This is a genomic window from Bombilactobacillus thymidiniphilus (assembly GCF_023380245.1).
Classification (GTDB): domain Bacteria; phylum Bacillota; class Bacilli; order Lactobacillales; family Lactobacillaceae; genus Bombilactobacillus; species Bombilactobacillus thymidiniphilus.
In genome coordinates, this window is the sequence record NZ_CP093365.1 from 790,706 (window position 1) to 804,316 (window position 13,611).

The 13,611-nt window shown below is 38.6% G+C and carries 15 protein-coding genes; 4 read left to right on the forward strand and 11 right to left on the reverse strand.

All coding sequences use genetic code 11. The features are described 5' to 3' along the window. Window positions 1-13: 13 nt before the first annotated feature. The 11 genes from MOO47_RS04180 to MOO47_RS04230 form a co-directional block, all read right to left on the reverse strand. Window positions 14-679, reverse strand: a complete 666-nt coding sequence (locus MOO47_RS04180) for a hypothetical protein (protein ID WP_249512213.1) — start codon at window positions 677-679, stop codon at window positions 14-16. Beyond that, window positions 680-1,357 carry a hypothetical protein gene (locus tag MOO47_RS04185; RefSeq protein WP_249512214.1) on the reverse strand — a complete coding sequence of 226 codons (678 nt, stop codon included), beginning with the start codon at window positions 1,355-1,357 and terminating at the stop codon, window positions 680-682. After that, a complete protein-coding gene (locus MOO47_RS04190) occupies window positions 1,358-2,035 on the reverse strand; it encodes a hypothetical protein (RefSeq protein WP_249512215.1) in 678 nt (225 codons plus the stop codon). It abuts the gene before it with no gap. A 1-nt stretch (window position 2,036) separates the two neighbouring features. Further along, complete coding sequence (locus MOO47_RS04195; protein WP_249512216.1) at window positions 2,037-3,416, reverse strand: T7SS effector LXG polymorphic toxin; 1,380 nt, start codon at window positions 3,414-3,416, stop codon at window positions 2,037-2,039. Window positions 3,417-3,427: 11 nt separating this feature from the next. Further along, window positions 3,428-3,703, reverse strand: coding sequence for a hypothetical protein (locus MOO47_RS04200; protein ID WP_249512217.1), 276 nt, complete (start codon window positions 3,701-3,703; stop codon window positions 3,428-3,430). Further along, on the reverse strand, window positions 3,700-4,011 hold the full coding sequence (locus tag MOO47_RS04205) for a DUF5082 family protein (RefSeq protein ID WP_249512218.1): 312 nt from the start codon (window positions 4,009-4,011) through the stop codon (window positions 3,700-3,702). Before MOO47_RS04205 ends, MOO47_RS04200 begins: the two co-directional genes overlap by 4 nt. A gap of 170 nt (window positions 4,012-4,181) precedes the next feature. Beyond that, a complete protein-coding gene (locus MOO47_RS04210; protein ID WP_249512219.1) occupies window positions 4,182-5,045 on the reverse strand; it encodes an NAD(P)-dependent oxidoreductase in 864 nt (287 codons plus the stop codon). After that, a complete protein-coding gene (gene thiD / locus MOO47_RS04215; protein ID WP_249512220.1) occupies window positions 5,042-5,848 on the reverse strand; it encodes a bifunctional hydroxymethylpyrimidine kinase/phosphomethylpyrimidine kinase in 807 nt (268 codons plus the stop codon). Before thiD ends, MOO47_RS04210 begins: the two co-directional genes overlap by 4 nt. Window positions 5,849-5,851: 3 nt before the next feature. Then, window positions 5,852-7,039, reverse strand: a complete 1,188-nt coding sequence (locus MOO47_RS04220) for an MFS transporter (protein ID WP_249512221.1) — start codon at window positions 7,037-7,039, stop codon at window positions 5,852-5,854. 83 nt (window positions 7,040-7,122) lie between these two features. After that, window positions 7,123-7,830 carry a Bax inhibitor-1/YccA family protein gene (locus tag MOO47_RS04225; protein ID WP_249512222.1) on the reverse strand — a complete coding sequence of 236 codons (708 nt, stop codon included), beginning with the start codon at window positions 7,828-7,830 and terminating at the stop codon, window positions 7,123-7,125. Window positions 7,831-7,940: 110 nt separating this feature from the next. Further along, window positions 7,941-8,576, reverse strand: a complete 636-nt coding sequence (locus tag MOO47_RS04230) for a GntR family transcriptional regulator (RefSeq protein WP_249512223.1) — start codon at window positions 8,574-8,576, stop codon at window positions 7,941-7,943. A 326-nt stretch (window positions 8,577-8,902) separates the two neighbouring features. Between MOO47_RS04230 and arcA the strand changes: the two genes are divergently transcribed. The 4 genes from arcA to arcC are packed head-to-tail and all read left to right on the forward strand — an operon-like array spanning window position 8,903 to window position 13,611. Next, window positions 8,903-10,132, forward strand: coding sequence for an arginine deiminase (arcA, locus tag MOO47_RS04235; protein ID WP_249512224.1), 1,230 nt, complete (start codon window positions 8,903-8,905; stop codon window positions 10,130-10,132). 21 nt (window positions 10,133-10,153) lie between these two features. Next, window positions 10,154-11,209, forward strand: coding sequence for an ornithine carbamoyltransferase (argF, locus tag MOO47_RS04240; protein WP_249512225.1), 1,056 nt, complete (start codon window positions 10,154-10,156; stop codon window positions 11,207-11,209). Between the two features lie 25 nt (window positions 11,210-11,234). Then, a complete protein-coding gene (locus tag MOO47_RS04245) occupies window positions 11,235-12,653 on the forward strand; it encodes a basic amino acid/polyamine antiporter (RefSeq protein ID WP_249512226.1) in 1,419 nt (472 codons plus the stop codon). A gap of 13 nt (window positions 12,654-12,666) precedes the next feature. Then, window positions 12,667-13,611 carry a carbamate kinase gene (gene arcC / locus MOO47_RS04250; protein WP_249512227.1) on the forward strand — a complete coding sequence of 315 codons (945 nt, stop codon included), beginning with the start codon at window positions 12,667-12,669 and terminating at the stop codon, window positions 13,609-13,611.

The window sequence follows — 13,611 nt, forward strand, 5'->3', positions numbered from 1 at the left end:
TGTGGGAGCCTCCTTAATATTTGATGTTGTATTTCTTTTTAACGATGTGGCGTTCTAAGACCATTATTAATAAATATAAAAGTAGAGCAATTACAAAGATAAACATTATGCTAAAAGTCAGTAAACTACTCAGGCTTTTTTCGTTAATTAATAAAATAAAACAACAAGACATCATAACGCCAGCGCCTATCCAAGCCATTATCATCTTCTTTTTGTACTCTTTTGTGAATGCAGCTGTTCCCTTTTTAGACTTCATTGTGACTACTAATTTTATAGAGCTTCTTTGTTCGTTTACAGCAGACTGAATGTACTGTTGCACTTGTTTCATATCAGTTACATCTGTATCAATAACGCCTGCGCGTTCTACCTGTTTTTCGATAAAAAATTGACATAACAAAGCACAAACTATTGTAATAACTAGATAAAATAATAGTATTTTAAAAAAATCATGACGGTATTTCAATGGCTGAATACGCGTACTATACTCACTTGATGACCTTATGAATTGACTGTATGCGTAGGGTGAAGCTGCAACTACAGAACCGATAACTATAATGACGGCTGCCAGCTTGCTGATACTTTCAGGTAACTTATAAGTCATAAAACGTTTACTGGCAAAGTCATACATCAACCGCGCATCTTTACCATCGCCAAACCAAACTCTTGTCAATACGGACATTCAATCCTCCGAATTAATATCGATGTTGTATTTTTTTTCGATGATGCGACGTTCTGATATTACTAATACTGAATATATAAGCAATGCCATTACAACAACAAAAATTAAGCTAGAGGTAATCATGTCTACCATTTTTGTCGTATTTATTAATAAGCAAAAACAAATAATCATCATTATTCCACATCCGATACCAACCAAGCTCATTTTTCGACTATATTCTTTTTTGAATTCAGATGTTCCATTTTTAGCATTAATTGTAATTACCGATCTAACAGAATTTCTTTGTATATTTACAGCAGCGTGAACATATTTTTGAATTTTTTCCATATCAGTTACATTAGCGTCAATGATACCAGCTCTTTCCACTTGCTTTTCAATAAAAAATTGAAAAAATATAGTGATGATAAATATAATCGCCAAATATATTAACAATATTTTCCACAAGTCAGGTCGATATTTCATTGGTTGGATTTTGTCACTATATTCACTGGATGATCTGATAAGTTGACTAAAAGCATATGGCGATGCTGCAGTAGCAGCTCCTATAGCCATAATTACCATTGCCCATTTACTAATACTTTTGGGTAATCTGTAGGTAATAAAACGTTTGGTAGCAAAGTCATACATCAACCGCGCATCTTTACCGTCGCCAAACCAAACTCTTGTCAATACGGACATTCAATCCTCCGAATTAATATCGATGTTGTATGTTTTTTCAACGATGAAGCGTTCTAAAAAAATCAGAATGGCATATAATATGAAAACAGCTAAAATTATGAACATTAGACTAGTGGTGATTAATCCATTGATGCTATTTTCGTTGATTAATAAGTGGAATCCATACGCTAACATTAATAAAATCCCTAACCATACCAAAAACATTTTACGTACATATTCTTTCAAAAACTCAGTAGTTCCAACTTTAGATTTAAAAGTAAATGATACTGTAAGAGGATCTCTTTGCCCCTTTATGGCAGCGTGAACATATTTTTGAACTTGTTCCATATCAGCTACATCAGCTTCAATGGCGCCAGCGCGCTCTACTTGTAGCTCAATTATAAATTGGCAGATTAGTGTACAAATAATGATAATTACTAAATAAATTAACAATATTTTCCACAAGTCAGGTCGATATTTCAGTGGTTGGATTTTGTCACTATATTCACTAGATGATCTGATAAGTTGACTAAAAGCATATGGCGATGCTGCAGTAGCAGCCCCTATAGCCATAATTGCCATTGCCCATTTACTAATGCTTTTGGGTAATTTGTAGGTCATAAAACGTTTAGTGGCAAAATCATACATCAACCGTGCATCTTTACCATCGCCAAACCAAACTCTTGTAAGAACTGACATATTACACTCCAAAAAATTTATCTGTTTTTTTGTTGATGGCTGAGCCCAATGAATCTCCTTCTTTTCCTCCAAAGTATCCACCAACTACTGAGCCTACGGCTGCTCCGATACCTCCGCCTATAGGTCCACCTAACGCTGTTCCCACTGCACCTAACACTAAAGCACCTGCTTCGGAGCCCACATCTGCACCTGCAGAACTAGCGACTGTTTTAACAGCTGTGTGCTCGGTAGCAATGGCGGCTGCTTTACCAGTATTGCCGCCACTACCACCATGTCCCTTTCCTTTTAATTTTTGAAAATCAGTATTCCAGTCAATGGCTGTGCCCAAATAGCCAGCGTATTTGCCAGCTTTAGCAAGCTTTCCAGCCCATCTGAATTGCTTATTATTCGATAAATCATTATGGACTTGACTGTGGGAGTAAGTTTTAATATTAAACTTGCGTTCTAAACTATAAAAAATGATGTTTTTAGAATTTTTTAAAGCTGCTTTTTTACTAAATTTGCCATCTTTCATAAGCAGATTTTTAATAGTACTTTCGCTGACTAAACCACGGGTAGAGCGACCAATAAATTTACCATTCTTGGCTTTTTTAAGAATACCCCAACTCTTCAACGCTAGGATTGCAAAGTCATTAATATTTTTGATGACTTTTTTGTCTTCCTTGCTGTTTACATAGGAAATTGCCAAATCTAAAGCTAAATCGTCAGAAATGTTAATTCCCTGCTTTTTTAAATAAGCTTTACATTCGTCCGCATATTTTAATTCGGCATCTTCTACTTCAAAGCGCTTTTTACCGTCTAACTTAGAATCACTGCCGGCTTTCACATCGGCTTCCACGCTCACCAACCGCTCAGAAACATCTTCCAGCTTTTTGCTGACTTTTTGATTATTGAAGTTGGCTAGATCATTCAATAATTTAGTAATAAACTGGCTTTCTTCTTGGAGCTGGCGCTCGGCATCGTCGTCTAATTTGCTGACATTGGCACCTTCATCGGCGGCATCCGCCAGCGCCCGGTTCATTTGTTGGCGCGCTTCACTTAATTGGCGCTGCACTTTCTGTAAATCGCGTTGTAAATCCTGCAAAACGTCACTATTGATGATTGCGGTCGGACTATTGTCGACGTTTTGAGAAAATGATTCTAATAACTTGCCGTATTGCGTTACGAGTTCGGCAGTGCTTTTCTGTAAATCAGCAGTGCCTTTTTGGTGCACACGCTTGGTATAATCTAAAATACTTTTTTGAGCAGTACCTTGAAAGCCCGCTGTTTGGGGCACCGCCATCATTTTGCCGCCCACATCTTTGAGGCTAGCTTCTAGCGTTTTGGCTTGCGCTTTGAGTTCGTCGTGATTGGCGACGAGTTGTGCCATATTGATTTTCATTATTTCCCCCATTACTTGCTGAAATTCTTACCGGCTTGGATATCCGCTTTAGTGAAATCTTTGCTTACTTTAGTAAATTGCTCAGTGTCATTATTGGCTAATTTCTGGTATTTGCCTACTGCTGAACTAATCTGTTTGGCTAAACTGACGATTTCAGTGAAAGGTTTCAAATCGGTACCACGGATATCAGTGGCGGTCAATTTGGTACTCGCTAAATCACCGACTGCACTCTTGGCAGTGCTGACGTTATCGTTAAAGTCATCGGTGACGATCTTGATGCTGCTCATTGGTTGGTCGCCTCCAATTGGGTGATTTGGTTGTTTAAATTGTTCAATTGGGTGGTGATAGCTTGATTATTGGTGGTTGTTTTAGTGCCGTAATCAGTAATTTTGGTACCGGTTTTGCTGTACTTTTCTTGGAATTTGTTGCATTTTTGCCCTTGCCAATTGTTTTTTTGCCAATATTTGGTGAGTTTGCCAAAAGATGTTTGCACATCAGTCACCGATTGTTGCGCCTTGTTGACTTTGGTTTGGGCGCTAGTTAAACGTTCGCGCTTGCCTTTGAGCTTCTTGATTTCGGCATCGTTTTTCCCCACTAAATTAACCCCTTTATATATAAATATTTGTTAATATTTGAATAATCTTAATCTAAATGTAAACATTCCCCCAGTTAAAACACAGAATATAAGTACCATATAAACTTAGCATTAAATTGTTATTTTGCAAAGCACAAAAAAAGTGCTCCATTCGAGGAGCACTTTAGATCTTAAGACCACCACAATTTAATTAAGGCTTGTGTTCCCAGATCACCGTCTTGCTTATCGTTAACTAGTTGCTCATATAATTGTTCGGCTTGTTTAGTAGCTGGCAGATTGAGTTGCATTTGTTGGGCAGTATCTAAAGCAATCCGCAAATCTTTTAAGAAATGCTTGCTGAAAAAGCCCGGCGAATAGTCTTCTTTTAGAATGCGCGGACCGTAATTTGCTAGACTCCAGTTGGCAGCACTACCAGCACCTACAGTCTGCAAAACATCCGGCAGATTTAAGCCAGCGGCGCGTGCGTAAACGAGCATTTCACATAAACCAGTCATGGTACCCGCGATCATAATTTGGTTAGCCATTTTCGTGTTTTGTCCTGCACCAGCTGCGCCAAAGAGATGAGCTGACTGACTAAACATGTTAAAAATAGGCAGTACTTTTTCAAAAGTCTTCTCCGAACCACCAATCATAATGGTTAATGTGCCTTTTTGGGCGCCAATATCACCACCTGACACAGGTGCATCCAAGACTTGCGCACCTTTTTCTTGACCGTAATTAAAGATCTTTTGCGCCAAATCAGGTTTGGAAGTAGTGAGATCGACTAGGATTTTGTCTTGCACATTAGCTTGAAAAATACCACTTTCACCAAAGTAAACTTGTTCGACGTCTTGGGGAAAGCCTAACATGGTGAAGATTAACTCACTGTGCTCCACAATTTCTTGCGGATTAGGACACCAAGTAGCACCTTGCTCCACTAAATTATCCGTCTTTTTTTGCGTGCGATTATAAACCCATAATTCTTGTTTGTTATGCAATAGATGTTGTGCGATAGCGTTGCCCATCACGCCTGTACCGATAAAACCAATTTTCATTTTGGAGCCTCCCCATGATTGATAGGACCAAATTGATGTCCCACCGCAATTTGATGTTGAATCGCTTGCTGTGTATAGAGCTTGGCTATTTGGATACTAGTACGCATGTTGTGACCCAGAGCTAGCTGTGCGGTAATGCAAGCAGACAAAGTATCACCCGTGCCATTAGTGTGATCGGTTGCCACAAAGTTGCCCGCCAACCACATTTCTTGGCCATCAGCCAGCAAAACATAATCTTCTACGATTTCTTGGCGATTATCATCATGTTTCCCCTTAATTAAAACATTTTTGGCACCTAATTGTTGTAATTTTTGGGCCGCCAGCTGAATTTCTGCTTTGTCAGCCAAGTGTAATCCTGTTAATTTTTGCGCTTCATAAAAGTTAGGCGTAATTAAAGTGGCCAAGGGTACTAATTCTTTGATTAAACTTTGGTAAGCAGCTTCTTCCAATAATAAAGCTTGATGCTTGGTGATAATTACAGGATCCAAAACAAAATTTGACCACTGATATTTTCGAATATTGGTTGCTACGCATTCAATCGTAGCTTGGTCGCTTAACATACCTGTTTTGAATGCTTGGATGGAAAAATCATCTGCCAACGTTTTAAATTGTGCTGTGATGAATTCAGGCGTCATCGTTACACTGTCAAAAATACCATAAGAATTGCCAGCCACAGCAGCGGTTAAAATCGACATACCGTAAACTTGTTGTTCTTGAAAGGTTTTTAAATCTGCTTGCGCTCCCGCACTGCCGTCGCAATCTGAACCGGCAATAGTGACAACTTGAGGAAATGAATTAATCATAATTTAAGCCTCCGTCTCCAAGCGACTAGCGCGTTTTTGTAAATTAGTAACTACTAGGAAGATAGCAATCACCGCGCTTAAAGCAATCATCGCTTCAAAAGTACCAATTAAAGTATCTTGATTGAATAATGGTGCGGTAAATTTAAAGAACCATGCCGAAAAGGCAAAGCCTAAACTTGTTAGTGCGGAAAATGTCCCCATGACAATAGGGTATACCTTGGCAGAAGCCAGATTGGATAATAAAAAGGGCACAGTAATTAGTGTCACAGAACCACCTGTTCCGATGAGAAATGCTCCCAAGGCACTCGACCAGAAAGCATGGAAGAAAATAAATAGAGAAGCACCTACCACGATTGCTCCAAAACCAGCTGCCAATAAATAGTTGCCAAAAGTCTTTCGGTATAGACTAATCAAAATTCCGGCGACAATGGAAGCAGCGCGAACAAAAAGTAACGCTTGTCCAGAAGTGCTGGGACCGCCAATTTGGTATTGATGTAAGTAAATAGCCATTTTGTTGGACATTACAGCAACTAAGATTTCCACAAGCATAGAAATCACAATTAAGCTGATGATTAATGTCCAGTGATTACGTGATGTGTGGGAAGTTTGTTGACTATTAGTATCTGTAGGATGCGTGTCCGGTACAAAGAGCCACGCTAAAATTAAAGCAACAATTGTGATCCCATAAACATAGTAATTATGCACCCAACTGATATTGGCTAAAAAGCCTCCTAGCACAATCCAGACCATCGCAAAACCATCTTCTAAAGCGACATTGAAACCGAATTGATTAGAGCGACGCTCACCTTGGTAGGAAGCAGCCGATAAACTGGGCAAAACAGTGGTAATAGCACCACTACCAAAACCAACGATCAGAGCAAAAAAGATCAATTGTCCGACACTTTGGTGAATGAAAATCGGTAATAAACCACCAGCTGCTAATAAGGTTAAGCCAATGACTGCAGCTTTTTTATAGGTGATTTTAGTCAAAATAAAACCAAATATAAATGAAGCGATCATTGAAGCAACGTCACCAATTGAAGCAATAGATTCCACTTGTGTCGGATCAGCGTGGGGGAAAGCTTGCTGAATTTTCACAATGGAAGGCGCCATGACTGAGTCTAAGCGCGTGACAGTGGTTAAAGCAATAATACCTACTAAAATTGATAAACGATTCTTGGTCAAATGCAAAATGATTCCTCCTAAAAATACTGTTACAATAAAAAAAGACTACCCCAGTTGTTGGAATAGTCGCAATAATTTAGCTCTCGGGTTTAATTATTATCATTACCTAATGACAAAATGCTCAACAGAATATTGATGAAATCTAGAATCAAATCTACTGAAGCATATAGTGCCAGAGCTCCCAAATTGCTGTCTTTATTTTCCGCATAAAGGTACTTCAAGTTTTGTGAATCAAAAGCAATATAGCCCATGAAAACAATAATTGTCAAAATATTAACAACCATACCCATAAATGAGTTATGCAACAAGAATACATTTACTAAAGAAGCAGCAAGGATTGCAATTAATCCCCAAAATAGTGTTTTTTGCCAAGTCATTAAATTGGTTTTTGTAAAATAGCCGTAAGCTGCTAAAGCTACGAAAATAACAGCGGTTAAAGCGACCGATTTAACAATAGCTGAGGCTGAATATAATACAAAAATAGGTACGCCCAGCACTGAAAAAGTGGCTATAAAGCCCAAATAAAATACGAAAGTCAAAAAGTAAGATCGATCCACAAACGCTCTACACAACATGATGAACACCAGACTAACGGCGATAATTGCGACCCCCGAAAGAAACGGATGGTGATTGGCTGTCTGCAGCAAAGAAAGCATTAGAGCTTCATGAACCATAAAATATTTAGTCAAAGCAGCAGCACAAAGCAGCCAAAAAGCGATTCCTAAGCCACTGTATAAATAAACTAATGATGTGAATTTAGATAGTTGAGTGCTATCTGTTTTTTCGATTGTTTGCATTGAACTCCCCCTTAATATATCTATTAAAACATATTTTATACTATTGTGAAAGGCTAGTGAGTGAATAGAAGTTGTGTGTTTTTTTTAATAAATTAGTATTTTGTATGCAATTACCAAATGTCATACTGTGAATTTTGCGGACTCCAATGTGTTTGTTCAATAAAGTGGCGCAAATCTGCTATTTTGTGAGCTTGGAATAACTTTAAAATGCTGGCATGTTCTTGGTTTGTTGCTTGCAATAAATCGGTGATAACTTTAGGTTGCAGGCGTGCATAATTCTTACCAATAAAACTACGCTTTTTGTTCAATAAATCGCGTTTCAATAAATCGTTGGGGCATTTAGCTAAATAAACGTTGTGAAACTGTTCTTGCAGCTCATTATATTTAATGAACAATTCGTTGCTAATCGCGGAATCCATGCTATCAACAAGAAAATTCATGGTGGCATAATCTTTTTTTGTCAAATACGGACTAGCCAAAGCGGCTATTTTACCGTCTAATAAACCGATTAAAGTATATAATTCTTGGCTATCTTTTTGGGTGTAATATCTAATCTTAAAACCTTTGTGAGCTTGTCGAACTAGAACACCATCAGCCTCTAATTGCAACAGTGCTTCGCGAATAGGGGTGCGACTGGTGCCTAATTGTTCGGCTAAAGACTGCTCAGTCAAGTGTTCGCTACGCTGAATTTTGCCCAGTACAAGTTGTTGGGCAATAAAATTGTATACAGTATCCTTTAATGTCATAGATAACTAACCTTTCTGATTAAGTAATGTCAAATCCAGATTATTGTAAGTTTTGTCACTAAAAAAAGCAGTTGTTTGTTGTCGACGGACCGAGGAGACATATCCTATAAAGGATGAGCTGACTTTGATTTGTTAGAAAAAAATTATTTAGTGCATTATTACACAAGTCGAAACAGCCACTTCTTTTGAAAGCGATTACTCATGCCTACAATTATAAACTTTTAATATACGCAAGAATGCATTAATTGTGCAGTTGACACACTTTTAGTGCATGCTAATATTTAGCTGTAATTCATTGAAAGCTAACATTTGGGGAGTGATTAGAAATGACAGAACCTGCAATCCATGTAACATCCGAAATTGGACCGTTAAAAACAGTGATTTTGAAACGGCCCCAGGCAGAAATTGAAAATATTACGCCGGACACTATGGAGCAATTATTATTTGATGATATTCCATATTTGCCCATTGCTCAAGCTGAGCATGATGATTTTGCACAAGTATTGCGTGATCATGGTACAAAAGTACTTTATATGAACGAGTTAGCTGCGCAAGCTTTGACGGATCCGCAAATAAAAGCAGCATTTTTACGGCAAATGTTGCAAGAATCCGGTTTTAATAAAGGAATTGTGTATGAGCAGCTATATGATTACTTACTAAATTTATCAGAACAAGCGATGGTGGATAAATTAATCGCTGGTGTGCGCAAAAAAGAATTGAATATGGAAAAATTGACGTTGCGTGATTTGGCAGAAGATCGTGCGAATCCTTTCTTGATTAATCCAATGCCCAATTCATACTTTACGCGTGATCCGGCAGCCGCTATCGGTGATGGTTTGTCTATCAACCATATGACTTTTGCTGCGCGACAACGCGAATCGCTATTTATGCAATATATTATTCAATATAATCCTCGCTTTAAAGGGCAAAATGTACCAGTTTGGCGTGATCGCAACCATCAAAGCCATATTGAGGGTGGCGACGAATTAGTTTTGAGTGATCATGTGTTAGCAATTGGTTTATCACAACGGACAACCGCTAGTGCTATTGAGGACATTGCAGGCAATTTATTTAAGAATAGTGCCTATGACACAGTTTTGGCAATCAGTATTCCGCATAATCACGCTATGATGCATTTGGATACTGTTTTTACCATGATTAATTATGATCAATTCACAGTGCATCCAGCAATTTTGAATGATAATGCGCAATTGGATATTTATATTTTGACACCTGGAGTTAATGGAACTATTAATATTAGCTATAGAAATGATTTGAAAAACGTTTTAAAAGAAGTTTTACACCAATCAAGCATTGATTTATTGCCTACTGGCGGTGGTGATGCAGTTGTAGCTCCTCGTGAGCAGTGGAACGATGGTTCTAATACGTTAGCGATCGCGCCTGGTGAAGTAGTCACTTATGATCGCAATTATGTCTCTAATGAATTGTTGCGTCAACACGGGATTATCGTGCATGAAGTACGTTCAAGTGAATTATCGCGTGGTCGAGGTGGTCCGCGTTGTATGTCGATGCCGATTGTACGTGATGATCTTTAAAATATGAGGGGGAAATGAATTATGGATTTACGATTTAATGGTCAACAAATGAGTCTTTTGCAAGGACGGAGTATTTTGGCAGAAACTTCAATGTCGCCAGCAGAAATGCAATATTTAGTGGATTTTGGTCTACATTTAAAATATTTAAAACGGCATAATATTCCACATCGTTATTTGGAAGGCAAGAGTATTGCGCTGATTTTTGAAAAAGCTTCGACGAGAACACGTTCTTCTTTTGTCACCGCAGCAGTCGAAATGGGTGCTTATCCGGATTATTTAGGTAAGGATGATATTCATTTGGGCGTCAAAGAATCTGTGGAAGACACTGCTAAAATCTTGGGTAGTATGTTTGATGGTATTGAATTTCGTGGTTTTAAACAACAAACGGTCGATGATTTAGCTAAGTATTCTGGAGTACCTGTTTGGAATGGCTTAACTGATGAATGGCATCCCACTCAGACGATTCCGGATTTGATGACTTTGAAAGAAAACTTTGGCTATTTGAAGGGTTTGACACTTACTTTTGTGGGTGATGGACATAACAATGTTGCTAATTCCTTGTTAGTGGGTGGCTCCATGCTAGGCGTTAATGTTCATATTGTAGCGCCAAAATCATTGTTGCCAGATTCTAAAAAAGTTGATTTAGCGCAAAAATATGCTGCTGAAAGTGGCGCAAAAATTATGATTACTGATGATATAGATAAAGGAGTTCGTGGTTCTAACGCAATTTACACTGATGTTTGGGTTTCGATGGGTGAAAACGATTGGCAAGAGCGCATCAAATTACTTCATCCGTATCAAGTAAACATGGATCTAATGAAAAAGACACAAATGCCAGACGATCAGTTGATTTTTATGCACTGTCTGCCAGCTTTTCATGATGCAAGCACCGAATATGGGCAAAAAATTGCCAAAGAATATGGAATTACTGAAATGGAAGTTACTGATGAAGTGTTCCGGAGCCAGTATTCACGCGTTTTTGAAGAGGGTGAAAATCGCAAACACGGTATTAAAGCGATTATGGCAGCAACTTTAGGTGATTTATTTATTCCTGAGCTGACTACTTTCAAAAAGTAGGCTTTAAAGGACACAGGAGAATGATATGGCTTCTAAGAAAGGAATTAGCAAATGGGGACTAACAGCTTTAATTGTTAGTTCTTCAATCGGTACTGGAATATTTGGTATTACGAGTGATTTAGCACAGGCAGCAGCAACTGGTCCAGCATTATTAGCTTGGCTGTTTTGTGGAATTGGGATTTATGCGCTAGTGCTGTCTTTAAATAATTTAGCTAAAAAAAGACCCGAATTAACTTCAGGGATTGTTGGCTACGCCAAAGCTGCATTAGGACCATTGAGCGGATTTATTAGTGGCTGGGGCTACTGGCTATCAGCTTGGCTTGGCAACATCGCTTTTGCAACGATGCTAATGAGTGCGGTAGGTTCATTTATTCCGTTATTCAAAGGTGGACAAAATTTACCTTCTATTATAGTGGCAATTATTTTAGTTTGGTTGCTAGCATGGTTAGTCAATCAAGGTGTGGAAAGCGCTAGCTTTGTAAATATGATTGTCACAGTCTGTAAACTAATTCCCTTGTTGGTATTTGTAATTATTATGGGCTTGAGTTTTAAAATGGGCGTGTTTACTGCTGATTTTTGGGGGAATATGGCTAATAACTTGCTCCATGGCGGCAAAACGGTGAGTGTTTTTGAGCAAATGAAGCAAAGTGTCATGATTATTATGTGGGTCTTCATTGGTATTGAAGGCGCCAATGTTTTGGCAAACCGTGCTAAGAAACCTAGTGATGCACAAAAAGCAACAATTATGGGTTTGGCAACATTGATCTTGATCTACGTGTTTGCTTCTATGCTACCTTACGGCGTGCTAACACAATCTCAGTTGGCACATATGAGTCAACCGGCTATGGCGAATATTTTGCAAACTGTCGTCGGTTCTTGGGGACGAATTATGCTTAATGTTGGACTCATCATTTCGACGTTGGGGGCTTGGCTTTCATGGACTTTATTGCCCGTAGAAACCACAGTCTTAATGGCGAAAGAACAGACTTTGCCATCTTATTGGGGTAAATTAAATGCTAAAAAGTCGCCTACTATTTCACTAATAATTACTGGTGGCATGCAAACTTTATTCTTATTCACTTTGCTGGCAACCAAGTATGCTTATAACTTTGCTTACACGCTAGCTACTGCTGCTATTTTATTATGTTATTTGCTAGTTGGCGTGTACCAAATGAAATATTCTTATCAGCAACGTGATTGGTGGCAATTCATTATTGGTATAATTGCTGCTGGCTTCCAGTTATTAGCAATGGTTTTAGCAGGTTGGCAGCAAGTCTTATTGACCAGCATTGCCTATTTGCCAGGCTTTTGTTTTTATGCATTAGCCTGCAAAGAATATGGGCATAAAATTACGAAAATAGAAAAATTAGTGATGACGCTAGTTGTCTTTTTGGCACTGATTACGATTGGATTGTTAATTAAAGGCGTCATCAAAATCAATTAGTTGGAGGGAGCAAATGACAAAACAACGTATAGTGGTTGCTTTGGGTGGCAATGCTATTTTGACTAAAGACCCGACTGCGAAAGCACAACGGCAAGCCGTACAAAAAACAGCACAAGCTTTAATTAATTTTGTGAAAAATGGTGACGAATTGGTTGTGACACATGGAAATGGTCCTCAAGTAGGCAATTTATTGTTGCAGCAATTAAATTCTAATAGTGCGCAAAATCCAGCAATGCCACTTGATACTGTGGGTGCCATGACGCAGGGAAGCATCGGTTATTGGCTACAAAATGCGCTGCAGGAACAATTAGCTAATAACGCGATTACAAAGTCAGTTTTGACAATTGTTACGCAAACAATTGTGGCAAGTGATGATCCGGCTTTTGAACATTTGTCTAAGCCAATTGGACCGTTTTATACAAAAGAACAATTAACAGATATTCAAAATAAATATCCTAATTGGACCTTAGTAGAAGATGCTGGGCGTGGATATCGACGGGTAGTGGCTTCACCTAAACCGCAGCGCATTCAAGAAGCAGCAGCTATCAAGCAGGTGGTCGATGCAGGTATGATCCCGATTGTGTCAGGTGGCGGAGGTATCCCCGTGGTTGTCAAAGGCGATCAGCTGATCGGTCAAGAAGCAGTCATTGATAAAGATTTCAGTGCTGCCAAAGTGGCGGAATTGGTTGATGCAGATCGCTTACTAATTTTAACTTCGGTTAGCAATGTGTTTCGTCATTATGGCACTGCTGACCAGCAAGCATTGACCCAAGTTAAAGTCAAGGAATTGCAAAAATATATTGCTCAAAAAGAATTTGCTGCTGGCAGTATGTTGCCAAAAGTGCAAGCGGCACTAGATTTTGTACAGCATAGTGGCAAAGAAGCGGTAATTGGTTCTTTAGCTGATGTTACACAAATTATTGCTGGTCGAGCGGGTACTATAATTCAACCAGACTAA